The 22,324-nt window shown below is 62.9% G+C and carries 26 protein-coding genes; 12 read left to right on the top strand and 14 right to left on the bottom strand.

Features of this window, described 5'->3' with window-relative positions; all coding sequences use genetic code 11:
• Window positions 1-9 precede the first annotated feature (9 nt).
• Window positions 10-675 (bottom strand): helix-turn-helix domain-containing protein, encoded by a 666-nt coding sequence (locus ACERJA_RS04705; protein ID WP_373607100.1) that lies wholly within the window; start codon window positions 673-675, stop codon window positions 10-12.
• A 129-nt stretch (window positions 676-804) separates the two neighbouring features.
• Between ACERJA_RS04705 and ACERJA_RS04700 the strand changes: the two genes are divergently transcribed.
• Window positions 805-1,191 carry a helix-turn-helix domain-containing protein gene (locus ACERJA_RS04700; protein WP_373607099.1) on the top strand — a complete coding sequence of 129 codons (387 nt, stop codon included), beginning with the start codon at window positions 805-807 and terminating at the stop codon, window positions 1,189-1,191.
• 362 nt (window positions 1,192-1,553) lie between these two features.
• Here the strand turns inward: ACERJA_RS04700 and ACERJA_RS04695 are convergent, their stop codons facing one another.
• From ACERJA_RS04695 to ACERJA_RS04685, 3 genes are all read right to left on the bottom strand, one after another.
• Window positions 1,554-3,476, bottom strand: coding sequence for an aldehyde ferredoxin oxidoreductase family protein (locus tag ACERJA_RS04695; RefSeq protein WP_373607098.1), 1,923 nt, complete (start codon window positions 3,474-3,476; stop codon window positions 1,554-1,556).
• 260 nt (window positions 3,477-3,736) lie between these two features.
• Window positions 3,737-3,931 carry a DUF1328 family protein gene (locus ACERJA_RS04690; RefSeq protein WP_373607097.1) on the bottom strand — a complete coding sequence of 65 codons (195 nt, stop codon included), beginning with the start codon at window positions 3,929-3,931 and terminating at the stop codon, window positions 3,737-3,739.
• 98 nt (window positions 3,932-4,029) lie between these two features.
• On the bottom strand, window positions 4,030-5,946 hold the full coding sequence (locus tag ACERJA_RS04685) for a bacterio-opsin activator domain-containing protein (RefSeq protein ID WP_373607452.1): 1,917 nt from the start codon (window positions 5,944-5,946) through the stop codon (window positions 4,030-4,032).
• Between the two features lie 111 nt (window positions 5,947-6,057).
• On the opposite strand from ACERJA_RS04685, the gene ACERJA_RS04680 reads away from it, so the two are divergent.
• Window positions 6,058-6,246, top strand: coding sequence for an HVO_0649 family zinc finger protein (locus ACERJA_RS04680; RefSeq protein WP_006066371.1), 189 nt, complete (start codon window positions 6,058-6,060; stop codon window positions 6,244-6,246).
• A gap of 136 nt (window positions 6,247-6,382) precedes the next feature.
• Window positions 6,383-7,483, top strand: a complete 1,101-nt coding sequence (locus ACERJA_RS04675) for an archaeosine biosynthesis radical SAM protein RaSEA (RefSeq protein ID WP_373607094.1) — start codon at window positions 6,383-6,385, stop codon at window positions 7,481-7,483.
• 143 nt (window positions 7,484-7,626) lie between these two features.
• Here the strand turns inward: ACERJA_RS04675 and purQ are convergent, their stop codons facing one another.
• The 4 genes from purQ to ACERJA_RS04655 all read right to left on the bottom strand — a co-directional run bounded on the left by purQ (window position 7,627) and on the right by ACERJA_RS04655 (window position 10,514).
• On the bottom strand, window positions 7,627-8,307 hold the full coding sequence (purQ, locus tag ACERJA_RS04670; RefSeq protein WP_373607092.1) for a phosphoribosylformylglycinamidine synthase I: 681 nt from the start codon (window positions 8,305-8,307) through the stop codon (window positions 7,627-7,629).
• Entirely contained in the window at window positions 8,308-8,559 is a 252-nt protein-coding gene (gene purS / locus ACERJA_RS04665; RefSeq protein ID WP_006066375.1) for a phosphoribosylformylglycinamidine synthase subunit PurS, read from the bottom strand.
• Between the two features lie 248 nt (window positions 8,560-8,807).
• A complete protein-coding gene (locus ACERJA_RS04660; RefSeq protein ID WP_373607091.1) occupies window positions 8,808-9,179 on the bottom strand; it encodes a rhodanese-like domain-containing protein in 372 nt (123 codons plus the stop codon).
• Window positions 9,180-9,278: 99 nt separating this feature from the next.
• Window positions 9,279-10,514: an FAD/NAD(P)-binding protein gene (locus ACERJA_RS04655; protein WP_373607090.1), complete on the bottom strand. Its 1,236-nt coding sequence runs from the start codon at window positions 10,512-10,514 to the stop codon at window positions 9,279-9,281.
• 85 nt (window positions 10,515-10,599) lie between these two features.
• Between ACERJA_RS04655 and ACERJA_RS04650 the strand changes: the two genes are divergently transcribed.
• From ACERJA_RS04650 to ACERJA_RS04635, 4 genes are all read left to right on the top strand, one after another.
• Window positions 10,600-11,886 carry a GTP-binding protein gene (locus ACERJA_RS04650; protein ID WP_373607089.1) on the top strand — a complete coding sequence of 429 codons (1,287 nt, stop codon included), beginning with the start codon at window positions 10,600-10,602 and terminating at the stop codon, window positions 11,884-11,886.
• A gap of 12 nt (window positions 11,887-11,898) precedes the next feature.
• Complete coding sequence (locus tag ACERJA_RS04645; RefSeq protein WP_373607088.1) at window positions 11,899-12,129, top strand: hypothetical protein; 231 nt, start codon at window positions 11,899-11,901, stop codon at window positions 12,127-12,129.
• Between the two features lie 62 nt (window positions 12,130-12,191).
• Window positions 12,192-12,449, top strand: a complete 258-nt coding sequence (locus tag ACERJA_RS04640; RefSeq protein ID WP_373607087.1) for a hypothetical protein — start codon at window positions 12,192-12,194, stop codon at window positions 12,447-12,449.
• A gap of 198 nt (window positions 12,450-12,647) precedes the next feature.
• Window positions 12,648-13,598 carry a formyltetrahydrofolate deformylase gene (locus ACERJA_RS04635; RefSeq protein ID WP_006066381.1) on the top strand — a complete coding sequence of 317 codons (951 nt, stop codon included), beginning with the start codon at window positions 12,648-12,650 and terminating at the stop codon, window positions 13,596-13,598.
• Between the two features lie 125 nt (window positions 13,599-13,723).
• Here ACERJA_RS04635 and ACERJA_RS04630 read toward each other — a convergent pair whose 3' ends face one another.
• Window positions 13,724-13,882: a hypothetical protein gene (locus ACERJA_RS04630; RefSeq protein WP_373607086.1), complete on the bottom strand. Its 159-nt coding sequence runs from the start codon at window positions 13,880-13,882 to the stop codon at window positions 13,724-13,726.
• 182 nt (window positions 13,883-14,064) lie between these two features.
• Here ACERJA_RS04630 and ACERJA_RS04625 point away from each other — a divergent pair, with 182 nt between their 5' ends.
• Window positions 14,065-15,372 carry an acetamidase/formamidase family protein gene (locus ACERJA_RS04625; protein WP_373607084.1) on the top strand — a complete coding sequence of 436 codons (1,308 nt, stop codon included), beginning with the start codon at window positions 14,065-14,067 and terminating at the stop codon, window positions 15,370-15,372.
• Window positions 15,373-15,378: 6 nt separating this feature from the next.
• Here ACERJA_RS04625 and ACERJA_RS04620 read toward each other — a convergent pair whose 3' ends face one another.
• On the bottom strand, window positions 15,379-15,648 hold the full coding sequence (locus ACERJA_RS04620) for a MoaD/ThiS family protein (protein WP_006066384.1): 270 nt from the start codon (window positions 15,646-15,648) through the stop codon (window positions 15,379-15,381).
• A 156-nt stretch (window positions 15,649-15,804) separates the two neighbouring features.
• On the opposite strand from ACERJA_RS04620, the gene ACERJA_RS04615 reads away from it, so the two are divergent.
• Window positions 15,805-16,104 carry a transcriptional regulator gene (locus ACERJA_RS04615; RefSeq protein ID WP_373607083.1) on the top strand — a complete coding sequence of 100 codons (300 nt, stop codon included), beginning with the start codon at window positions 15,805-15,807 and terminating at the stop codon, window positions 16,102-16,104.
• Between the two features lie 47 nt (window positions 16,105-16,151).
• On the opposite strand, the gene ACERJA_RS04610 is transcribed toward ACERJA_RS04615, so the two are convergent.
• Window positions 16,152-17,171 carry a phosphoribosylaminoimidazolesuccinocarboxamide synthase gene (locus tag ACERJA_RS04610; RefSeq protein WP_373607082.1) on the bottom strand — a complete coding sequence of 340 codons (1,020 nt, stop codon included), beginning with the start codon at window positions 17,169-17,171 and terminating at the stop codon, window positions 16,152-16,154.
• A 164-nt stretch (window positions 17,172-17,335) separates the two neighbouring features.
• Between ACERJA_RS04610 and cofH the strand changes: the two genes are divergently transcribed.
• Both cofH and ACERJA_RS04600 read left to right on the top strand, forming a co-directional pair.
• A complete protein-coding gene (gene cofH / locus ACERJA_RS04605) occupies window positions 17,336-18,709 on the top strand; it encodes a 7,8-didemethyl-8-hydroxy-5-deazariboflavin synthase subunit CofH (RefSeq protein ID WP_373607081.1) in 1,374 nt (457 codons plus the stop codon).
• A 72-nt stretch (window positions 18,710-18,781) separates the two neighbouring features.
• Window positions 18,782-19,060: a hypothetical protein gene (locus ACERJA_RS04600; protein WP_373607080.1), complete on the top strand. Its 279-nt coding sequence runs from the start codon at window positions 18,782-18,784 to the stop codon at window positions 19,058-19,060.
• 4 nt (window positions 19,061-19,064) lie between these two features.
• Here ACERJA_RS04600 and ACERJA_RS04595 read toward each other — a convergent pair whose 3' ends face one another.
• Complete coding sequence (locus ACERJA_RS04595) at window positions 19,065-19,703, bottom strand: cyclase family protein (RefSeq protein WP_373607079.1); 639 nt, start codon at window positions 19,701-19,703, stop codon at window positions 19,065-19,067.
• A 116-nt stretch (window positions 19,704-19,819) separates the two neighbouring features.
• Here ACERJA_RS04595 and ACERJA_RS04590 point away from each other — a divergent pair, with 116 nt between their 5' ends.
• Window positions 19,820-20,272, top strand: a complete 453-nt coding sequence (locus ACERJA_RS04590; RefSeq protein ID WP_373607078.1) for a nucleoside deaminase — start codon at window positions 19,820-19,822, stop codon at window positions 20,270-20,272.
• Here ACERJA_RS04590 and cofG read toward each other — a convergent pair.
• Entirely contained in the window at window positions 20,269-21,456 is a 1,188-nt protein-coding gene (gene cofG / locus ACERJA_RS04585) for a 7,8-didemethyl-8-hydroxy-5-deazariboflavin synthase subunit CofG (RefSeq protein WP_373607077.1), read from the bottom strand. The genes ACERJA_RS04590 and cofG overlap by 4 nt on opposite strands.
• Window positions 21,457-21,513: 57 nt before the next feature.
• Window positions 21,514-22,188, bottom strand: coding sequence for a 2-phospho-L-lactate guanylyltransferase (cofC, locus tag ACERJA_RS04580; protein ID WP_373607076.1), 675 nt, complete (start codon window positions 22,186-22,188; stop codon window positions 21,514-21,516).
• Window positions 22,189-22,324: the final 136 nt, after the last annotated feature.

Here is a 22,324-nt window from a genome sequence, read left to right as displayed (position 1 = left end):
ACGACCCGCTCATCGCTCGTCGTACTCGAGGATCGAATCGAGAAGCTTCGTCTGTGCGGCCGCGAGATGTTCGGTAAACGTCGTACTCGCAATTCCGAGTTCGTCGGCAACCTCGCCAGCATTGGCCCGCTTTGGGTGATCAAAGTAGCCCATCTGGTGGGCCGTCTCGAGCACTTCCAGTTGCCGGGCGGTCAGCTTACTCCGGTCGACGAAGACGAGCTGCTGTTCGGTATGCTCCTGTTGTGACTGGAGTAGTCGCTGGACGTCCAGATTCGAGTACTGCTGCTTGAGGTCGCCAATAATCGCCTGTAATCCCTCCATATCCTCCGCATGGAACGTCAGAAACAGCGACGAGCCGAGCGTGCTAACGTCCACTACTGGCGATCCGTGGCGTTCGATACACTCACATGGACAGCCATCGCCGAGTTCACGGGTAAACCGATACACACGACTCGAGCCGTATGAAAAGACCGGCGACAGCTCGACGTCGGTGTCGAACGTCTCGGGATACGTCTCGGCTTCGAGCAGAAACTCCACGGAAACGCGCTCCGGCGTGTCCGCGCTCGTACTCCTCGAGACCGAGAGAACGCGTCCGTCTGTCGCCGCAGACGCCGCTGTCACGACACAGTTGGCCGGATCGTCGATCTTTATCTCTGCGCGAATCCCCGAAGCCATCAGCCATCGTTAGCAGTGGGTCCTCCTAAACCCTGTGTCCGAGCGGAATCGTCTGCCCCCCTATAAAACACCCTGTATTTATTGGGGCATACTTGGAGGGGGCAGGGTCACTCTCTTGGAGTGAACACAATGTCCGCGACGAACGCCACTACGAAGCGAGGTTGGTCGACAGCTGACCACTCCGTTGACGCACAGGCAGTACTCGCTGCACTGGACGACGACGCTTGCAGAGCGATTCTCGAGGCGACGAGCGAAGAGTCACTCACGGCGACAGAGCTCTCCGAGCAGTGTGATATCCCGATGTCGACAGCCTATCGGAAAGTCGAGAAGCTGACCGACGCCGACCTGGTCGAAGAGCGAGTCCGGATCAACACCTCCGGAAAGCATGCGACTGAGTATCACAAGTGCTTCGACGATGTACACATTTCGTTCGACGACGGTACAGTTGAAATCGAAATCACGAACTCCGACGCCGACACCGATGCCAGCGCGCAGTTCGCCGTTGCTGACGACTGAGACGGTCTGCTGTCCCGTCGCGATGGTCGGGCCGGCACTGACTGACAACAGCCCTGACGCGCTCGTCGCGTCCAAATCAGCAGTCGTAGCGGACGACGCGACAGTTGCGCTCGATATCTCTCGGCTATTTCCGTCTGTTCATACGGTTTGCTGCCCCTGTGTCCCGGAGCGACCGCGAACGCGCTTGCGGTCGGGTCGGAACTGAGAGGCAGTATCGTAGTCATCGCGACGAGACCCAGACTGTCGGCCGAACTCTCGAGGACGAGTCATCGTCCAACTCGGGCGACGTGGAGTCGTCGAACTGGTCGTCGGGCGGGACGACCGCAAAAAACGATCTCTCGTGGGTCCAGAGGCGACGGTGATCAGTCGTCGGCTGGTGCTGGCGAGTCGCCGGTGCTGACACCTGTTCCCGGCCCGATATCGATCTCGAGTTCTTCGAGTTTCTCATCGGGGACGACGCCGTCGACCCAGCCACGGTGGTCGTAGTACTCGGCTTTCATCTCCTCGAGTTCGCAGTACTCGCCTTCGCTTGCACCCTGTCCGCGGATGCCGTCCTCGAGGAAGCGTGCGGGCAGGGAGTCGTCCGTGCCGTCGAAGCCGGCGAGGTTGTTGTAGTAGCGCTCTAAGTTGTAGATGCGCTCGCCCGTTTCCATGAGTTCGTCCTCGGTGACGTCGAGGCCGGTCATCCCGTTGTACTGGAGGACGTACTCCTCGATGCCTTCGGCGAAGGCGTTGAACTTGCAGATGTCGAAGGAGTCGCTGATCGCGTGGAGATCCTGGAAGGCAGCCGTGAGTTCGCCCTTGCCCTCGTACTCGTAGGGGTCGACTTTCTCTGGGATGCCCAGAATTTCGGCGGCTGGCGTGTACCCGCGCAGGTGGCAGGCCCCGCGGTTCGAAGTGGCGTAGCCGATTCCCATGCCCTTCATACAACGTGGGTCGTAGGCAGCGATCGTCTGGCCTTTGACCGCAAGCGAGTTGTCGTGGGCCTCCTTGCGATCGGCGACGCGGCGTGGCCCCTCTGCGAGCAGGTCTGCGAGGTCATCCTCACGGCGGCCGATCCGTTCGATCAGATCGACCATGGTCTCGGCATCGCCCCACTCGAGTTCGCCTTCGGCCTCGAGTTTGCCCTCGTCGGACATCTCCATGGCCATCGCCATCATGTTGCCTGTCTCGATCGTGTCGACACCCATGTCGTTACAGCGGTCGATCATGAGCGCAACGGCGTCGCGGTCGGTGTGGCCGGAGTTTGGTCCGAGGGCGTACGCCGATTCGTACTCGTAGGACTCCATCCGAACGTTCATCTCCTCGCCTTTGTGCATCGTCTGCACTTCGACTTCCTTCTTGCAGGCGACTGGACAGGAGTGGCAGGTCGGTTCGTCGACGAGAATGTTCTCGCGGACGTTTTCCCCGGAGACCCGTTCGGCGTCGATGTCGACGCCCTCAGCATCGCGCATGGCTTCGGTCGAGGTGTATTGGCCGTTTTTCGTCGGAAGGCCGTCCATCTCCTCGCCGATGTTCATCAGGACGTTCGTCCCGTACATCGAGAGCCCGCCCTCGTTGGGTGCGGTGACGTCGGACTCCTGGATAGCCTTCATCGCCTGCTGGTGACCCTCTTTGAACGTCTCCGGATCTGCCGGCTGGGGCATCTTCGTCGAGGACTTGATGACGATTGCCTTGAGGTTTTTCGACCCCATGACACAGCCCGTGCCGCCGCGGCCCGAGGCCCGGTCGTCCTCATTGATAATACAGGCGTACTTGACTTCGTTCTCGCCGCCAGGTCCGATCGCCATCAGCGAGAGGTTCTTTCCATAGGCTCCGTCGACCTCTTCCTCGAGGTGGTCTCGCGTCTCGTGGACGCCCTTGCCCCAGAGATGGGAGGCGTCACGAAGCTCGAGTTCACCGTCTTCGATGTAGGCATAGACTGGCTCGTCGGCTTCGCCCTCGAACAGCAGGCCGTCGAAGCCGGCCCATTTGAGCCGAGCGCCCGACCAGCCGCCGTGATGGCTGTCGGTAACGGTGCCTGTAAGCGGTGACTTCGTACAGACGGCGACCCGCCCGCTCATTGTTACTTGCGTGCCCGACAACGGCCCGTTCATAACCGCAAGCAGATTATCGGGACCGAGCGGGTCAACGTCCGGTCCCTGATCGAAGACGTACTTCACGCCGAGTCCTCGAGCACCGATGTATTTTTTCGCGTCATCCTCGTCGATCGACTCGTATCCTACCGATCCGTCCGAGAGGTCGACGCGTGCGACTCTGTCTTGGAAACCGCCGAGTTCTGTCATGGTAACGTCTCACTCTTTATTTAGACGCCCACAATGTTAGTCGTTCCCACCATTCAGTAACCATCTATGGTTACGTTTCGTGAGGCGAGTGCTGTCGGGGGAGGCGCGTACAGAAGCTAGACAGTCTCGACTTTCGGTGTAACGACGGCGAGCAAATACTGCCAACTCGTAACTAGTAGCGGTAATTTCATCCGGAACTGGACGGCACCTGCGTGGGTGGCTACAGCCCTGCCAGTAGACGGCATCCACTGGGACTGATTCTATAACAGGAGTGCGACGATCGCGAGGATAATGAAAATCAACACGAAGATGCGGGCGATCTCCATCGAGACACCGGCAACGCCACGCGCACCGACGGCTGCGGCGACGATTGCGAGCACGAAGAAGATCACTGCCCAGTACAGGAAGCCGCCGCCACCCATCTGCAGTGGGTCCGCCATTGTGTTCTCGAGCATATCCCGGGCTATCACCAGATGGTAGATAAACGCCTGCGACCGTCCAGCCTCATAATCCCGCACTACAGCGGATTAAGACTGGCATTCAGTCTGCAGTCTCAATCCGAGGATTGCGTATCGTTGAAAAAGGCCTGACACAGTTTCGACTCAGCTGTCCGCAGGTGCTCGTGGAACGTTGGTCGCGAGACGCCCATCGACTGGGCGAGTTCTTCGCCGGTCGTCGGACGAGGCCACTCGAAGTAGCCACTCAGGTACGCTCGCTGTAGCGCAGCGAACTGGCGCTCGGTGAGATCGCCCTCGAGCCGAGCAGCGAACTCTTGTCGGGTCTCGTGTTCACGATCGCGTTGTTGGAACGAGACGATATCGGTGCCGGGGTATCGGTCTTCGACGCCCTCGACGACCGAGCGGACGTTTGCTGAACGCGGAATCTCGAGTGCGAGGTCGGTGCGTCCGTCTTCGCTTTCGATCGACTGTGTGCGAACGCCACGTTCGGAGAGCCACCCGACGAGATCGTCGCCACCGGAGAGTTCGACCAGACATTCGTCGTCGTGTTCGACAAGGATACGGCAGTCGAGGTCGGGGATTTCGTCGACGGCTGCAGTGAGGTCGGCAGCGGTGGCGTCGGGCCCGGTGACGGTAAACAGCGATGCCGTCTCGTCGTCGGTGCGGTGGACCGAACGTCGGTATTCGAGTCGGCAGTCCGCCGCAGCCGAAAGGGCTGCTGGCGCGACGGCCAAATCGGTAAGCGTGAGTTCGACAGCGACGACAGCGTCGGTTTCGAGCACGCGGCTGGTTTCACGGGCGTTGACCCCGCTTGCGACTGCGCGGGCAAGCGCAGAGAGAATAACCGTCTCACGATCGTTGATGGTTCGACCGTCGCCGGCACAGACAGTGAGTACGCCGTACTCGATGTCGTTGTACGTCAGCGGAAACGAGGCGTGTGTCGTCCCCTCACGCGTCTCGGTCGTCGCAGTATCTTCAGCGAGTGTGGCCGCAGTCGGATGGTCAGCGTCAGCCGGAACGCCCGTTTCAGGACAGCCTCCTGCACTCGTTCGGACGTCAATCGTCCCCGTCGCAGGGTTTCGTTCACCGATCCACGCGCCGTCATAGACCGACTCCATCGCGATCCGATCACAGACTTCTGCTTCGAGTTCGGATCGAGTGGTCGAGCCCGCGACAACGTCGGTGACGTCCTGAATGAGTCCCTCGACCCGATCCAAGATGTACTCGAGTTCCGCGGTTCGGCGCTCGAGTTCTAACTCGGCCCGTTTGCGAGCCGTCACGTCGTTCTGGAAGCCGACGTAATGAGTGACTGTTCCTTCGTCGTCGCGGACAGGGGCGATCGTGACCTCGTTCCAGAACGGGGTGCCGTCTTTGCGGTAGTTCTTGAGTTCGACCGTCACTGGATAATCCTCGTCGATCGCCGCTGCCATCTCGGCAATGGCCTCCTCGCTCGAGTCTTCGCCCTGCAGGAACCGGCAGTTCCGACCCACGACCTCGTCGAAGCTGTAGCCAGTCATGTCTCGATAGGCGTCGTTGACGTAGACGAGCGGGTTGTCCTCGAGATCCGGATCGGAAATCGTGATCCCGACCGGGGCCTCGTTAATCGCGCGGTCTTTGACCGCGCGGTCGCTCTCCCCGACGGGGGTGAACTCGTCAGCCGGACGGTCAGGCTCGCCCGCGTGACCGCTGTGCTCGAACGTAATCGTCGCTCCGTCGACGGACCGGTGGATACGCGCGTTGTAGCGCTCGAGCGACACCGTCCGAACCGTGCCGACCGTCGTCTCGTCGATGGCCGACTCGATCCGTGGCCATGACTCGAAAACGGTCGCTGGGTCCCAGTCGCCCGTCCGCTCATCGGTTGGCAACTCGAATGCATTCCGTGCGGCCGCGTTCGCATACGTGACCGTCTCATCAGCGACGGCGACAACGGGGTTGACGACCGCCTCGAGTGCGCTGGCTGCAGCGGTCGCGTGACCGCCACCACCCCCATACTCCGCATCGGCGTGTTCCATGGTCTCCTCTTCGAGCGGCAGCATCCTAAGAGCCACGGGGATTGCTCGGACAAACAACCAGTTTCGAATCTGACCCGAACTATTATGAGGGACTATGTCATATGATGACATATGTCCAAGGCACGATCACCGTTTGAACAGCTCCGAAACAGATTCAACGAGACGGACCTCGAATGCTCGGCGTGTGGGTACATCGACGACGACGGAAACTGGCGCGTCAGCGCTGCGGGGAGCCGCGTCAAGTACCAGTTCATCTGTCCCACCTGTGACGCCATCGAGACGCGTGAGATGCGTCTTTAGGTCCGTTCCATTCTTGAGTGATGACGAGCATCGTGAGTGATGACGACAGGTGATCGACTGCCGTCTCGAGGACAACACCGCTGGTGCCGGCCGCTAGACGAAGGCGCTTTAGGCGCTGACGCGCTTTTTCCCCACAATGAGTAAACCCACGCCCGACGTCTACGAGCAGGGCAAGGGCATGGACGCCCACAACAAGGTCATGCGGGAGATCCGCTCGCGCAAAGAGGCGAGCTACGATCCCCACGAGCCGACTCGCGTCTGGCTCGACGAGGACAACACCCCTGGCGGCGTCAAACGAAGTCTGACGATCATTCTCAACACCGGTGGCTGTCGCTGGGCTCGCGCCGGTGGCTGTACCATGTGTGGCTACGTCGCCGAAAGCGTCGACGGCGGCTCCGTCTCTCACGAGGCCCTGATGAATCAGATCGACGTCTGTCTCGAGCACGAAGCCGACAACGCAGACGAGCCAGCCGAACTCATCAAGATCTACACCTCCGGCTCGTTCCTTGACGAGCGCGAAGTCGGCGCGGACACCCGCCGCGCCATCGGCGAGACGTTCGCCGACCGCGAGCGCATCGTCCTCGAGTCGCTGCCCGACTTCGTCGACCGCGAGAAGATTGACGACTTCACCCGCCACGGTATCGACACGGACATCGCAATCGGTCTCGAGACGGCGACCGACCGGGTTCGACACGACTGCGTAAACAAGTACTTCGATTTCGAGGACTTCGAAGCCGCCTGCGCGGAAGCTGCCGAGGCCGATACAGAGGCCGGCGACGACGCCGACGCTGGGATCAAGGCCTACCTCTTGATGAAGCCGCCGTTTCTCACCGAATCCGAGGCCGTCGAAGATATGATCAGTTCGGTCGAACGTTGTGCCGACGTCGACGGCTGTCACACCGTCTCGATGAACCCGTGTAACGTCCAGCGGTACACGATGGTCGACGAACTCTACTTCAACGACGGCTACCGGCCGCCGTGGCTCTGGTCGGTCGCCCACGTCCTCGAACAGACCGCCGACGTCGACGCAATCGTCGTCTCGGACCCTGTCGGCCATGGCTCCGACCGCGGTCCACACAACTGCCAAGACTGTGACGACCGCGTCCAGAAGGCGATCAAGGATTTCGATCTGCGTCAGGACCCCAGCGTCTTCGAACAGGTCTCCTGTGAGTGTGAGGGGACGTGGGAGGTCGTGATAGAACGCGAACGCAGCTTCAACCAGCCACTGACGCGATAAGGCCCTCGAGCCGTCTGCTCGGACCTCTCGTTCTCTCTGTTGCTGCCCGACGTCGACTCTCGCGTGTGTTTTCGACTCGAGACGCGACCGCTGTTGCTCAAGCGATCAGCGACAAAAAACCGTCCACCGTCGAGAAAACAGTGTTACGCCGACTCGAAGCCCTGCAGCACGCCCTGTCCGTCGGTCGGGCCGACGTCGGGCAGCGTCACGCGCTCTGGGTGGGGCATCAACACGGCGACGGTCTCGCGGTCGCCGAGCACGCCGGCCACGTTGTGTTTCGAGCCGTTCGGGTTCGTGTCCGGCCCCGTCTCGCCGTTCTCGTCGCAGTAGCGAAAGAGCACGCGATCCTCGTCCTCGAGTTCGGCCAGTCGGTCGTCGTCGACCTCATAGCGCCCTTCGCCGTGGGCGATCGGGATCTCGATGACGTCGCCTTCCTCGTAGGCGGCCGTCCAGGGCGTGTCGTCGCGTTCGACACGCAGGTAGACGTGCTCACACTGGAAGCGTGCGCTCTCGTTGGTCGTAAATGCGCCTTCAGTGAGGCCGGACTCACAGCCGATCTGGGCCCCGTTACAGACGCCGAGGACGGGGACGCCGTCGGCGGCGGCCTCGCGGACCGCTTCCATGATTGGCGAGCGTGCAGCCATCGCACCCGCACGCAGGTAGTCACCGTAGGAGAACCCACCGGGCAGCATGATCCCCGAGGGATCTTCTGGGAGGCCGTCCTCGTGCCAGACGATTTCGGCATCGATGTCGAGGTGCTCGAGGGCGCGTTCGGCGTCCCGGTCGCAGTTCGAGCCGCCGAATCGGATGATCGAAACCGTCATCTACCGTTCGTCGACCTCCACGTCGTAGTCGTGGATGGTCGGGTTCGCAAGCAGTCGTTCTGCCATCTCGCTTGCGCGCTCGCTCGCGGCGTCAGCCGACTCGGCCTCGAGGTCGACCTCGAAGCGGTCCGCAGCGCGCAGATCCTCGAGTTCGAAGCCAAGCCGCTCTAAGGCTTGCTGTGTGGTCTCGGCTTCGGGATCGAGCACGCCGTGTTTGAGTCGGACGGTCACCGTCGCGGTGTAGCCAGTCATTACCTGTTACCCCGTAACCATGCTCAAAAACGCTTTCGCCTTGCGTCTGTCATGCACGTTCGTGGATACCCCGTGCAGCCACCAGACTCGTACGGCCTGCCGTCCCGCGTTCCGGCAAAACCGGCGGCTAGTCACGGATGCATTATCGTAGCCACTGACCGTCAGTGCACTCGATCGCACGGCAGCCGTGCGATCGGTGTGCAACCAGGTTCAGTTGTTGCTATCGCAGTAACTGACAACGGTCCGTGTCAGGGAACGAGTCGGCGAAGCAGCGACGAGAGTCGGTAGCCGATCGAGCCGTTCTGATAGCCGTTCCAGCCACGCATTCCACCGGACAGTGTCACGGCGTCGTAGCCTTTCTCCTCGAGCACCGCTGTTGCCTTCTTGGCAACGATACCTGCCTTACAGACCGTGACGACCGTCTTTCCCTTCGGAACCTTCGACAGTGACTGTCGAAATTCGGCGTCGTCGCCACGTCGAAGGTCGTCGTAAACGGGGATGTTCTGACTGCCGTCGATGCCGTCACGCTGGTGGGTCTTGCGCGGGCGAATGTCGAGGACGTACAGCGACTCTCCGGTTTCCAGTCGCTCCTCGAGTTCGGGTGGCCTGATCTTGCTCATGGAGCACAATACTACACACACGTACAAAACGGCACGGATGCAACGTGGCGACCGAATCGGATCGTCGACGACTCGAGCATGCGATCGGCCGACCGAGCGTCAGTCCGCCGCCAGCGGGAGCCTGTCGATAGCAGCGATCGCCCCCGTCAGCCGGTCGGCTGCACGCCGCGCGCCAGCGATGTTCCCCGCGAAGGGGCCAACGGTGCCGGCCGCCAGCGCGCCTGTGACGAACAGCGACGACTCGCCGCCGTCGGCTCGCGACCACGCCAACGTCTCGTCGTCGAGCACTGGCATGCCGCGATATCCTCGCTCGAGGCCGAGTTCGCTGGCGACGCGGTCGACGAACGGGTGGTCGAAAACGGGTGCAAAGCCCGTCGCCAACACGGCGCGGTCGGCCGAGAGACAGCCCCCGTTCTCGAGCAACAGCCGCACCTGTCCGTCCACCTCACGGGCGAAGCAGATGTCCCCGTAGCGAACCGACAGCGGTCCGTCGTCGGCCACCGACTCGAGGCGTGCAAGCAGCGTCTGGGGAACCGTGGCGTCGTTGCGCGCCGCGCGAACGATCTCGTACCGGTCCTGTGAGCCCGCTGGCTGTCGGTGGAGGTGGTTCTCGATGTGATTCCAGTTGATCCAGCGCGGGTCGGCTTCGCTGGTCGCCGTCTCGAGTTCATGGCGCGAACAGAGCGTCACCGCTTCGCGCTCGCGTTCGGCGAGACAGGTCGCAAGCTGGGCGGCCGTGATCCCGCCGCCGACGACGATCGTCTCCTCAGCAGGCGTCTCAGGGTCGAACCCGTCCCAGACGTGGGTGACCGAGTCGACGCCATCTGCCCACGCTGGCTTCCGGTAGCGGGCGCCGTGGCCGATCGCCAGCACGCAGTTTCGGGTCCGGATCGCCTCGCTCGAGCCAGCGCCGTCGGCTGCTGTCGTCTCGAGAACGAGCCCATCGCCGCATTCGGCCCGACGGATCGCATCGACGCTTGCCTGACGGTGGAGCCGCTCGAGGTCGTTGCCCTCGATCACGTAGTCGGCGTAGTCGAGAAACAGCGACAGCGTCGGCCGCTGTGGATACCCCGGCGTCGGCAGGAGTTCGTCCGTCCGACCTCGCCCTTCGGCGAAGCTCTCGAGACCGAACGGCTCAGTGCCGATGTGGTGGACGAACGTCGACCGGAGTTCGTCCATCTCGCAGGCGTCAGCCTTCCGGCGAAACGACTCGAGCAGGCGCTCGTGGGGGTCGACCACCAGCACCTCGTCGCGTTCGAGGGTCGTGTCCTCGAGCAGCCGCTGAGAGACGTACGTGCCGTGGATGCCACCGCCGACGATAACGCACTCGAACATCGGACGGATGTTCCGTCGCCGTCTTAATAACTATATCGGATAAGATAATAACTACTATTAGCGCCGAGCTCGTGTTGTTAACTGAATGTCCGACAACTCGATTCCCGTCACGGTGCTGTCCGGTATCCTCGGCGCCGGCAAGACGACCGTTCTCAACCACGTACTGCACGAGAGCGACGATCGGGACCTCGCCGTGCTCGTCAACGACATGGGTGAGGTCAACGTCGATGCCGACCTCGTCGCCGAATCCTCGGATATCGCCGACGAAGACGAGGAGCTAGTCGAACTCTCCAACGGCTGCATCTGCTGTGAACTCCGCGGCGATCTGCTCGATGCCATCGGCGAACTTACCCAGCGCCGCGCGTTCGACGGCATCATCGTCGAATCGACTGGCGTCGCCGAGCCACTCCCCGTCGCCCAGACCCTGACGCTTGGCTTCGACCAGTCCGATCTCGATCCAACCGAGTTCTACGAGGAGACCGGTATCGAACCGCTCGAGGGCTGCCACCTGGATACGACCGTCACGGTCGTCGACGCCCACCAGTTCCACACCGCGATGGAGTCCGATGAGATCCTCGACGACGATGGAACGAAAAAACACCTCGGCGACCTGCTGGTCGAGCAGGTCGAGTTCTGCGACGTCCTCCTGTTGAACAAGTGTGATCTGGTCGACGAGGAAACCCTCGAGAAGGTCGAATCCACGCTCGAGGTGCTCCAGCCCCGTGCCGAGATCGTTCGCACCGAACACGGCCGGATCGACCCCGACGACATCCTCGAGACCGATCGCTTCGACTTCGAGGACGCGAGCCAGTCTGCAGGCTGGATCAAAGAGCTCCAAGAGCCCCACGAGTCGGCCGAGGACGAACACGGCGTCACCTCGTTCGTCTTCGAGGCGCGTCGACCGTTCCACCCCGAGCGCTTTGCCGACCTGCTCGATGCGTTCCCCGATGCGGTCGTTCGCGCGAAAGGCCACTTCTGGCTCGCGACCCGAGAAGACGAGGCGCTGACGTTCAACGTCGCCGGCCAATCAGTTCGTGTCGGCCCCGGTGGGCAGTGGATCGACACGCTGCCGGCCGAAGAGCGGCGCGAACAGCTCGAGGCGAACCCGCAACTCGAGGAGCTGTGGCACGACCGATGGGGCGACCGCAACGTCCGACTCGTCGTGATCGGCACCGAAATGGACCACGAGTCGCTGCGAGACGACCTCGCTGACTGTCTGCTGACCGACGACGAACTCGAGGCCGATTGGTCGGCGTTCGAGGATCGGTTCCCGACGTTCGAACCGCCAGAGCCTGCGGCCGAGGACGCGGCCGACGAACCCGACGCCGACGACCAGCAAGAGCAGACGGAGGAACTCGGCATTGCAGACTAACGCCGTTCGCCAATGACGGAACGGAACACCGATGTCGAACGCCGGGCGGACACAGCCGAGCCACCAACCGCTGGTGACGCCTCGCCCGGCGACATCTCGCCGTGCTATCAGGCGTATCTCGAGTGCAACGACCACCGGCCGGACGTCTGTACGATCTACTCGGCGGTGACCGCCGGCTCCATCGAGGAGACGTGGATCAGCGCGACCGGCTCGGCGTTCGTCTCTCGAGAAGCGATGCGCTAAGCTGCCACGGCCGACGCACAGACGCCCCGTCGTACGACCAGCTAGCAGTTTCCCCACACACCATGTCCACACCATTCCAAACCGCCGTCAAATCGACTGTCCATCACACCCACCGTCGCGACGCGATCAACCGACTGATCGAGAGCGACGAGCGAATGACCCTCTCGGTTATCGTCCAGCTAGACGGGCTCCGCGGTGAGTTCCGTCGACAGGCACTCGAGGGGCTTGCCGACTGTCGGGCGACCGCCGAACTCGAGACGCTTGCAGCAGAGCAGACCCTCGAGCCGGCGTTGCGCCGTCGCGCACACGATCTCGCCTAAGTCGGCCCCGTACAGACTGCCGCGAACCGTCACCCAGTGGTTCGTTTTCGGCGATCGTGAACGATTGTTGAGGATCGATATTGCTATCTTGCTACTTGTCTGCCCGCAGAATCATCGGCAGAAAGCAGGACTTTTGACCACACGTAGACTGAAACTCGTACTGATGGACCAGAATTCGCTCGAGCGGAGGTGGTTGCGATGACGACGAACGTAACAGAGATTACCGTTATCGGAGACGACGATACCGGGCTGGTCGCCGGCGTGACCAGTCTCCTGTTCGAGCGCGGGATCAATATCGAAGACCTCGATCAGGCCGTTCGGGACGGCGTCTTCCGGATGTATCTCGCCGTCGACACCTCCGAGATGGTCTGTACGGAAGCAACACTGCGCGAGGACCTCCACGACCTCGGCGACGAACTCGGCCTCGACGTCCAGGTTCGGTTCCCCGCCGACCGCGAGACCCAGCAGATCGCCGTCCTCGTCACGAAAGAGAGCCACTGCCTCGAGGCACTGTTCGAGGCGTGGGCGAACGACCAACTCGGCGCGGATATCGGTGTCGTCATCGGCAACCACGACGACCTGCAGCCGCTTGCCGAACATTACGACGTGCCGTTTCACGACATCGGCGACGATGGCGGCCAGCAGAACGAAGACGAACTGCTCGACCTCCTCGGAGAGTACGACGTCGATCTGATCGTGCTGGCGCGATACATGCGCATTCTCAGCCCGAACGTCGTCTTCCGCTATGAGGACCGCATCATCAACGTCCACCCGAGCCTGCTGCCCGCCTTCCCCGGTGCGGAGGCGTACCGACAGGCCGTCGAAGAAGGCGTCCGCGTGGCCGGCGTGACCGCCCACTACGTGACGACCGACCTCGATCAGGGGCCGATCATCACCCAGCGCGCGTTCGACGTCCCTGACGATGCCGACCTTGATGAGATGAAACGCCGCGGCCAGCCGCTCGAGGCAGACGCGCTGCTCGAGGCCGTCAAACTCCACCTGAACGGAGACGTCTCGGTCCACCGTGGCCGAACGTCGGTTCGGGAGAACGGCACTGGCTACCAGCTTGGCCTGCCCGACGAGATCGAACAGTTCACGCCGGATCGGCCGGTCGACGGGATCGGCAGCGTCGTCGCAAACGACCAGTAGCGAGAGTGGCCGGCGAGCCGTTTTTTCCGACTCGTCCCGTGTTGTAGTAACAACTGAAGCTGGTTGCACACCGATCGCACGGCTGCCGTGCGATCGAGTGCACACTGACGGTCAGTGGCTATTAGCTACGCTTCCCAGAGTTCGAGGCAGGCGTCGCCACAGAAATACAGGTGGTTCGCGGTGCCGTCCTCAACGGTGCTGACGATCCGCTGTTCAGACGCCGATGCAACGGAATCGCCACACTGTCGACACTCAGGTGGGGCTTCGTCTGTGAGTTCAACCATTATGCGACTGGATGCAAGCATCGCACTTGAACGAACCTATCGTTGTCACTGTCCGGCAGTGATAGCCGACCCTGCGCTGGGGAAAAGCATCTCGATTGGGATGGCCTCGTCATCACGGTCGACAAACGCTCAGGTGTGGTGACAGTAGGCTTATCGACAGCGGCCACATAGTGTGGTACGTCATGTCACAACAAGAAATTCAGGAGGAACTGTTCGTCGACCAGTACACGCTCGGCCTCGTCGGCCCCGATCAAGAGTGGGCGGGAACCGTCGCTGACGGCGGGACGATCGAGACGTATACGCCGCCGGGCTGTTGGGGTCCGATGATCACCCCAGAGTTCCGTGGCGGCCACGAGGTCACGCGACCGATCCGTGTCGAGGGGGCGAACGTCGGCGACGCCGTGGCGCTTCATATCCACGACGTCGAGGTTACGAGCATGGCGACGAGTACGGGCTCGATGGCCGAACGCGAGGACGCCTTCGGCGACGATCCGTTCGTCGACCACCGCTGTCCTGAGTGTGGAACGGAGTGGCCCGAGACGATCGTCGAAGGCACGGGCGAAGAGGCGATCAAATGCGCCGAATGCGGGGCGAACGCCTCCTCCTTTGGCTTCGAGTACGGCTACACCGTCGCCTTCGACGACGACGGCACCGTCGGCATTACGCTCGACGAGGACGCGGCCCACGACCTCGCCGAGAACGCCGACGACGTGATGGACATTCCCGAGAACTCTCGCCAACACCCAATCTTGCTGTACGAACCCGGCGAGATGCCCGGCACGCTCGGGCGCCTGCGGCCGTTCATCGGTAACGTCGGGACGACGCCACCGGTCACGATGCCCGACTCGCACAACGCCGGCGACTTCGGCCAGTTCCTCATCGGTGCCGACCACGACTACGGCATCGAGAGCGAGGCCGACCTCGAGGACCGAACTGACGGCCACATGGACATCCCGCAGGTCCGGGCCGGCGCGACCCTCATCTGTCCCGTCAAAGTCGACGGGGCCGGCATCTACGTCGGCGATCTCCACGCCAATCAGGGCGACGGCGAACTCTCACTGCATACGACCGACGTCAGCGGCACCGTCCGCATGGACGTCGAGGTCATCGACGGCCTCGAGCTCGACGGGCCGGTCTTGTTGCCACCCGAGGCGGATCTCCCCTTTATTAGCAAACCCTACAGCGACGAGGAACGCGAGTCGGGCCGTGACCTCGCCGCCCAGCACGGCGTCGACCTCGAGGACGACATGGGCCCGATTCAGGTCATCGGCTCCGGCGCAACGGTCAACGACGCGACCCAGAACGCCTTCGATCGGGCGACGACACTCCTCGACATGAGCGAAGGCGAGGTTCGCTCGCGGTGTACGTTCACCGGCGGCATCCAGATCGGTCGCCTCCCCGGCGTCGTTCAACTCGACATGCTCGCGCCGATGACCGTCCTCGAGGAGCGCGGAATCGACCACCTGGTGCGCGAACAGTACGATCTCTAAGTCGGCTCACCTGTCGGTCGAGCCGCCCTGGACGGCCGGCATCAGTGTCAGTTCGGCGTCGTTCGATACCGGGGCCTCGAGCGGCGCCCGTTCGCCGTTGATCGATACTCGAACGCTTGGTCGTACCGTCTCGCCGTCGTAGAGGTACGGGGTCGCCCGCGGATATGCGGCGGTAAATTCGGCCAGCGCATCCGCGACGGTCGTCCCCGTGAACTCGAGGGTGACCGTTTTCTCGCCGGTCGCACTCCGGAGGGGGCCGTACACTGTGAGTTGCATACCCAATGTTCGACTCGAGCACCCAAATACCGTCACCACGAGACACCGGCACACACCGTTCACGCTCGAGGGCGGGTCCACCGACTCGTGGTTGGGTCATCGCCTGCCACTGCGTGGCGCAGGCACTTGACTTGTCTTCGCATACCATTACTGAAGATGCCTGAGCTCGACCGATATCTCTGGGCGATCGGTCATATTCACCGCCGGCGACTCCTTTTGCAGCTCCTGGAGACGCCCATGGTCCACACGAGCGAGCTGAACATGAGCGAGGGGGAAAAGAACCTCCTGCTCGCAGAGGTGAAACACGCCCATCTACCGAAGTTAGCGGACCACGACGTCATCGACTGGAATCCGGAATGCAACCGAGTAACGCGAGGATCGAACTTCGAAGAGGTCGAGCCGCTGCTCGAGCTGTTAGATACCAATCGAGAGCGACTTCCCGACGGCTGGGTGTAAGTTCTTCGAGCACTGCGGTCGTCGACGGCCGGAATGGAATCGGAGCGTCAGAGCCGCTGGACAGCACCGATCGCACTCGAGAGCGGCGGCGCGTCGAACAGCTCCATGTCCATGTAGGCGTTGGCACCCGCACAGTAGAGGTCGCGAGCAGTCTCGACGACCTCGTCCTCGAGCGGCTCGGGCTCGACGTCACAGAGGGATTTCCAGTCGGCGATGTCTTCCTGTTTAGCCTCGGCTTTCGCCGCTTCGACTGCCTGCACCCAGTCGGGCTGGGTGCGCTTGTGGTACTGTCGGAGCACTTCCTTCGAGAGCTGTGTGCCCTCGTAGCTGAAGCGGTTCTCGTCGAACGTCCCGACGACGTCCGCGACGCGGATCTCGCCCTGATAGTACAGACACTCGATCTTGCCGTCCTCGTGGACCAGTCCAGCGGAGTCGGCCTGCTCGGTGATGATTCGGTTGACCTCGAGTGCGACCGACTCGAGGTCGTCGATCTCGGCTGTGCCGGCGATCGCGTCGGCTTCCGCGCGATCGAGATAGCGGTCGCCCTCTTCGTATTTCGTCGAGAACTCGACGATCGGCTCATCGAGGTCGACGGCTTCCTCGGGCCAACTTTCGACGTCGAGTCCGTGGTCTTCAGGGTCGGTTCGTCGGCGCAGACTCGAGCCGACGGGAACGCGATTGCGGAAGACGACCTCGAGCGGAATCAGGTAGTTCTCGCCGGCTGCCTCGTGGTAGTGGTCGTAATCGTACTCGCGACCCTCGTGGGGGAGGTCGGGAACCTGCGTGAGATCGATCGCCATCTCCCAGGGCGGACTCGAGGCGTCCTCGAGGGGGACGACGTCGCCGTTGTCGACAACACCGCGGTAGTGGGTTGGGACGCCTTCGGACTCGAGGCGTTCGAAGTTGAACGCGCCCATCGTACAGAGGCTCGCGCCTTTCTCGGGGATCGAATCGGGCATCTGGCCCCAGTCGAACACCGAGTAGGCGTCGGTGAAGACGAACGAGCCACGGCCGAGCTCGTCGTCGGTCGCCGCCTCGTCGATGCGGAACTCTTTGACACTCGTCATACGGGACACCTTCGGCTGTCTCCGCCGCCGCAGTTCATACCCGAGTTGCCGTGGCCGGACCCTAAGAAGGTTTCAGTATCGGTTCGCCCGTCCGGAGAACGGAGTTCGCCGCTCAACCCGGCGATCCATCACGCTTTTCTCGCTGTACTGGTATTGATACGCCGATGGAGCGACCGGTGACCGAGGCAGACCTCACGTTCGACCACGTTCCCGAGACCGACCAGTCGTTCGAGAACGCACTCACGAAGGCTCGCGCCGGCGACCGGCTCACGGTCGACGACGCGATCGAGTTACTCACGACCGGGACGGACGTCGACGGTATCGACCAGACGCGCAAAGAGCGGGTGCTCGAGGCTGCCGATCACCGACGCGCCGACGTCGTCGGCGAGGAGGTCACCTTCGTCGCCAATCTGAACAACAACGTCACGACCGCCTGTAACGTGGGCTGTCTCTTTTGTAACTTCAAAGACGCCGCCCACACCTTCGAACGTGACACCGAGATGGAAAGCGCTGGCTTTACGAAAACGCCCAGCGAGTCCCGCGAAATCGTCGCCGACGCCGTTTCCCGCGGGGTCTATGAGGTCACCTCCGTCTCCGGGCTTCACCCCGCGTTTGCGTTGGACGGCGAACACCGCGAGATCCTCGAGGCACACCCCGAGCCGAAGGCAGTCAACTACAAGCCGCCCGAAGCGTACGACATCGATCCCGGCACCTACACGGATCAGATTTCGGCGATGAGCGTCGACGGCGTTCACGTCCACTCGATGACGCCCGAAGAGGCCTATCACGCCCGACGCGGGACTGACTGGTCCTACGAGGACGTCTACGGCCGACTCAAAGCGGCCGGCCTCGATACGGTGCCCGGCACGGCCGCCGAAATCCTCGTCGAGGAGGTCCGCGAGGTGATCTGTCCCGGCAAGATCAGCACGGAGGGGTGGCTCGAGGCGATGGAAGCCGCCGCGAACGTCGGTCTGGGCTTGACGGCGACGATCATGTACGGCCACGTCGAGAACGAGGCCCACCGCGCGATGCACCTCAAACGGGTTCGTGAGCTTCAAGAGCGCGTCAACGGCGCGATCACGGAGTTCGTTCCACTCTCGTTCGTCCACCAGAACACGCCGCTTTTCGAACACGACGTGGTGTCGGGCGGTGCAAGCACCGACGAGGACGAACTCATGATCGCCGTCTCGAGGCTCTTTCTCGACAACATTGAACACATCCAGTCCTCGTGGGTCAAATACGGCGACGAGCAGGGGCTGAAGATGCTTTCGTGTGGGGCCGACGACTTCATGGGGACGATCCTCTCCGAAGAAATCACCAAACGTGCCGGTGGCGAGTACGGCGAGTATCGCTCGTTTGCGGACTACGTCGACCTCATTTCCTCGATCGGCCGGGTGCCGGTCGAGCGTTCGACGGACTACGAGACGCGCCGCGTTATCGATCCCAACGACCCGCCGTTTGGCCCGCGACTGGGGCCGAAATCCGACGGGACGCCCATTCTGACACCCGAGGAGCGAGCGCCGCCGGCCGACGACTGATCGTCACAGACCACTGTTGGGTCGGCGCGAACGGAGGAGCACTTTTTGTGGATGCCACCCGTTACCACTGACATGAACCACCTCTTTCAGACCGACGACGCCAGCTGGCGACTGCCAAACCACGCCCACGTGGTCGTCTACGAACGCGAGGACAGCGATCGCGGCCTGCTCACGATCTACGACTGCGGCGCCGCCCAGAAGCCGCCGAAAGCACAGTTGCTCGGCACCCTCGAGTCGGTCGATGCGCCAGCCAAAGTCGAGTCCCAGCCGACGGGCAAGATCGTGAAACTCCGTGCGGATGCCACGCTCGAGGAAGCCGCGCCGGATCAGTTCCGGATCGTCCGGTCCTGACAGCCTATTCGTCCGTCACGCCGACGGCCCGCACCGGTGCGCCGTCGCCGTCCAGTGCGAGGGGGTACGCACGGAGTTCGAACCGATCGCCGACCGCCTCGAGGTTCGTGAGGTTTTCGAGGATCAACCGCCCGTTGCCCAGCAGCGTGTGGTGAGCCACGAAGCCGTCGGGTTCGGCCGCGCTGGCGGTAGCTGTCGGCGTCGGATCCGGGTTGAGTGTATCCACAGCGACGTCGAGCCCGCGCTCGACACACGCTTCAGCCGCAGTCGGCGAGAGATACGGATGCTCGAGATACCGCTCGCTGCCCCAGTGGGTATCCCACCCCGTCCAACACGCCACGAGATCGGCGTCGACGTCGGGAATCCGACTCGCCGGAATCGGCTCGCGCGCCTCGAGGTCGCGACAGTCGATTCGGACGGCGTCAAAGGCGAACCGCTCGAGCGAGTAAGCCGCGAGCGTGTTCCCGTCGGGGTCGATGTGTGCCGGAGCGTCGACGTGTGTCCCGGTGTGGCTGCCACACTCGAGGGCAGCGACGCTGGCTCCGTGTTCCTCGTGGGTCGCGTGTGGCTGGACGACGACCGGCGGATCGTCTGGGTAGGTCTGCATCCCGGTTTCGATCGGGTGGCTCAGATCGACGTGCATACGCGACTCTCCGCGTTCGAAGAGGGATAACGCTGTGTGATCGTCGGGCCGGGCGCTTCTCGAGGCGGTGTCGCAAAACCGGAGTGTCGAAACCCATCGATGCCGTTCGATGAGCTATGACCACGGACGAAGCCGGCGTTCGACGGGCGATCGATCTCGCACGGACCGCAGTCGACAACGGCAACACCCCTTTCGGCTCGCTGCTCGTCGTCGACGACGACGTCGTTCGGACGGCCGAGAACACGACGCTCACGGACGACGACATCGCCGCCCATCCGGAGTTCAAACTGGCGCGGTGGGCCGCCCGCGAACTCGAGGCCGACGAGCGCGCATCATGTACGATGTACACCAGCACGGAGCCGTGTCCGATGTGTGCGAGCGCGATCGCCTACGCGGGACTCGAGCGTGTCGTCTACAGCGTCTCGGTCGAGTCGCTCGCAGCGCTGCGAGACGACGGCGTAATCGAGATCCACTGCGAGGAAGTGGTCGATCGGTCCGATGCGACGACAACCGTCGAGGGACCAGTGCTCGAGGACGAGGGACTCGCCGTCCACAGGGAGTACTTCTAACGCGTCGACAGCGACTCGCCGTCGAGCACTGCTCGGTAGCGCCTGCCAGCCGCGTCGTCGGACTCGAGCGCCTCGCGAATCGTCGGCGAGATCCACTCGCGGTCTGCGCTCGGGTCACGACCGTCGCTCGCGCCGGCCGTGCCGTCGGCCGGCACGCCGTCGAACCCGTCGGGTCGCAGGTCGGCAGGCAGAAACCGCTCGTAGACCGGCAGCCGTTCGCCGAGCGGTCGCGCCGCGGAATCGGCGATTGCCTCGAGTTCGCGCAGCGCGGGCCACGTATACTCGGGGTTGATGTGGTCGTCCGTGACCGGCGAGACACCGCCGAGGTCGTCGACGCCACAATCGATCAGGTCGCGAGCGGGCGCGAGGTTGGGTGGGACCTGCACGGAGATTTCCTCGGGCAACGCCACCCGAGCCATCGCCGTCACTCGCCGCATCGTCTCGAGGGCGGGCGAGCCCTCGTCCCAGCGCTCGTTGTTGACGACCGGCTGGATGATCACCTCCTGGATGTGGTCGTATCGCTCGTGAAGTTCGCGAATGGCAAGCAGACTCTCCGCGCGGTCGCGCCAGGACTCACCGATCCCGACGAGAATACCGGTCGTGAACGCGACGTCGAGTTCGCCCGCGTTTTTGATGGTTCGCAGCCGTTGGCCCGGTTCTTTCTTCCGGGGACCTGCGTGAGCGCCGACCTCGGCGGTCGTCTCGAGCATCACACCCATGCTGGCGTTGACGTCGGCCACTGTGGCTAGCTGCTCGCGGGTCTGGTCGCCCGGATTGGCGTGGGGAAGCAGCCCTTCCTCGAGGGCGACCTCGCAGGCGTCGCGCAGATAGGTGTGAATCGAGTCGTGGCCCCACTCCTCGAGTTGCGCGTGGATCTCGGTGTAGCGGTCGTCGGGATCGTCGCCGAACGTAAACAGGGCTTCCGTACAGCCTGCGTTGGCTCCGTTGTGGCAGATGTCGCGAACCTCCTCGAGGCTGAGCAGGGAGGCCTGTCCGGGCGCGTCGAAGTACGTGCAGTAGGTGCAGGTGTAGCGACACGCCGTCGTCAGCGGGACAAAGACGTTTCGGGCGAACGTCAGCGCCTCGGGTGCGTCGACGTCGTCGGGCGTGACCGCAAGCAGATCAGCGACCGCTCTGTCGTCGATCGAGATGTCGACACCGTACTCGCTCGCCCCGGCAATCATTACGTCGGAGTGGTATCGCGTGGCAGATAAGCGCTTCACTTCGGGCAGGGATATCGGTCACTCGCGCGTCGATTCCTCGAGTCGGGCAACACCGACGCGGCCGTCTCGTGTCTCAAGCGCGAATCCGAACTCCCGAAGACAGGCTGGCGCGCGGTCAGTGTCCGTGCCGTGGATGAGCACCTCGGCGAGATCTTCTGGTTCGTCGATGTCGGTGCTCAGTCGAAACGAGTCAACCGTCTCGAGGTGTGTGCCCACGTCACGAGCGATCTCACAGTGGTCCAGATACGACGCGCCGTGGTAGTCCACGCGAAAATCGGGATGGGAAACGGCTATCGCGTTCGTGCCGCCGCTTCGTCCTGGTGCGATTGCGACGCCAGTATCGTACGAAAAGAGGCGCTCAAGTGTCTCGGGTGTCGCAAGCGCGAGGTCGGCCATGACGACGGCGGTGGCCTCCGCGTCGTGATCGGCCGGCAGCCGTGCGTTGACAGCCGCGGTCAGCGGTCGATCGTCGACGGCTACCGAAACCGCATCGAGCAGACGACTCTCGAGTGACAGGGCGGCAGGGTCGAGCGGCGCCGTCGACACCACCGTCGGCTCCGCGCCCGCCTCGACGATCGCAGTGAGGACGTCCGCAAGCATGGCTCGAGCGAACGTCGACCGCTCCGTAGACGTCAGGACTGACGCGAGCCGTGTCTTCGGGTCGGTGGCGGCAAACGGGACGACGACGTGCATCGATCCAGTGTAGCCCGAGTACGGTGAAAAACACGTCGGACCCGAACCCCCGAGAGTGGGCTTCCAAGCACTGACACGGCAGCGACAGTCACATCGTTGTGCCCCCAAACGAATGCGGTCGCTAGCGCCTGTGGCT

Source organism: Natronorubrum sp. A-ect3 (genome assembly GCF_041821125.1).
Taxonomy (GTDB): domain Archaea; phylum Halobacteriota; class Halobacteria; order Halobacteriales; family Natrialbaceae; genus Natronorubrum; species Natronorubrum bangense.
The sequence above is the reverse complement of the archived record's forward strand: the minus strand, read 5'-3'. Positions and strand labels throughout refer to the sequence as shown.

Bases quoted from the DNA above. Each gene is read 5' to 3' on its own strand.
- purS (WP_006066375.1), bottom strand. From the start codon at position 8,559: ATGACTGGCTACACCGCGACGGTGACCGTCCGACTCAAACACGGCGTG.
- ACERJA_RS04680 (WP_006066371.1), top strand. From the start codon at position 6,058: ATGTCCAAGGCACGATCACCGTTTGAACAGCTCCGAAACAGATTCAAC.
- ACERJA_RS04590 (WP_373607078.1), top strand. From the start codon at position 19,820: ATGACCACGGACGAAGCCGGCGTTCGACGGGCGATCGATCTCGCACGG.
- ACERJA_RS04645 (WP_373607088.1), top strand. From the start codon at position 11,899: ATGACGGAACGGAACACCGATGTCGAACGCCGGGCGGACACAGCCGAG.
- ACERJA_RS04610 (WP_373607082.1), bottom strand. From the start codon at position 17,171: ATGACGAGTGTCAAAGAGTTCCGCATCGACGAGGCGGCGACCGACGAC.
- ACERJA_RS04600 (WP_373607080.1), top strand. From the start codon at position 18,782: ATGAACCACCTCTTTCAGACCGACGACGCCAGCTGGCGACTGCCAAAC.
- ACERJA_RS04700 (WP_373607099.1), top strand. From the start codon at position 805: ATGTCCGCGACGAACGCCACTACGAAGCGAGGTTGGTCGACAGCTGAC.
- ACERJA_RS04640 (WP_373607087.1), top strand. From the start codon at position 12,192: ATGTCCACACCATTCCAAACCGCCGTCAAATCGACTGTCCATCACACC.
- ACERJA_RS04650 (WP_373607089.1), top strand. From the start codon at position 10,600: ATGTCCGACAACTCGATTCCCGTCACGGTGCTGTCCGGTATCCTCGGC.
- purQ (WP_373607092.1), bottom strand. From the start codon at position 8,307: ATGACGGTTTCGATCATCCGATTCGGCGGCTCGAACTGCGACCGGGAC.
- ACERJA_RS04695 (WP_373607098.1), bottom strand. From the start codon at position 3,476: ATGACAGAACTCGGCGGTTTCCAAGACAGAGTCGCACGCGTCGACCTC.
- ACERJA_RS04705 (WP_373607100.1), bottom strand. From the start codon at position 675: ATGGCTTCGGGGATTCGCGCAGAGATAAAGATCGACGATCCGGCCAAC.
- ACERJA_RS04685 (WP_373607452.1), bottom strand. From the start codon at position 5,946: ATGGAACACGCCGATGCGGAGTATGGGGGTGGTGGCGGTCACGCGACC.
- ACERJA_RS04595 (WP_373607079.1), bottom strand. From the start codon at position 19,703: ATGCACGTCGATCTGAGCCACCCGATCGAAACCGGGATGCAGACCTAC.
- ACERJA_RS04635 (WP_006066381.1), top strand. From the start codon at position 12,648: ATGACGACGAACGTAACAGAGATTACCGTTATCGGAGACGACGATACC.
- ACERJA_RS04630 (WP_373607086.1), bottom strand. From the start codon at position 13,882: ATGGTTGAACTCACAGACGAAGCCCCACCTGAGTGTCGACAGTGTGGC.
- ACERJA_RS04675 (WP_373607094.1), top strand. From the start codon at position 6,383: ATGAGTAAACCCACGCCCGACGTCTACGAGCAGGGCAAGGGCATGGAC.
- ACERJA_RS04660 (WP_373607091.1), bottom strand. From the start codon at position 9,179: ATGAGCAAGATCAGGCCACCCGAACTCGAGGAGCGACTGGAAACCGGA.
- cofG (WP_373607077.1), bottom strand. From the start codon at position 21,456: ATGATTGCCGGGGCGAGCGAGTACGGTGTCGACATCTCGATCGACGAC.
- ACERJA_RS04615 (WP_373607083.1), top strand. From the start codon at position 15,805: ATGCCTGAGCTCGACCGATATCTCTGGGCGATCGGTCATATTCACCGC.
- ACERJA_RS04655 (WP_373607090.1), bottom strand. From the start codon at position 10,514: ATGTTCGAGTGCGTTATCGTCGGCGGTGGCATCCACGGCACGTACGTC.
- ACERJA_RS04625 (WP_373607084.1), top strand. From the start codon at position 14,065: ATGTCACAACAAGAAATTCAGGAGGAACTGTTCGTCGACCAGTACACG.
- ACERJA_RS04690 (WP_373607097.1), bottom strand. From the start codon at position 3,931: ATGCTCGAGAACACAATGGCGGACCCACTGCAGATGGGTGGCGGCGGC.
- cofC (WP_373607076.1), bottom strand. From the start codon at position 22,188: ATGCACGTCGTCGTCCCGTTTGCCGCCACCGACCCGAAGACACGGCTC.
- cofH (WP_373607081.1), top strand. From the start codon at position 17,336: ATGGAGCGACCGGTGACCGAGGCAGACCTCACGTTCGACCACGTTCCC.
- ACERJA_RS04620 (WP_006066384.1), bottom strand. From the start codon at position 15,648: ATGCAACTCACAGTGTACGGCCCCCTCCGGAGTGCGACCGGCGAGAAA.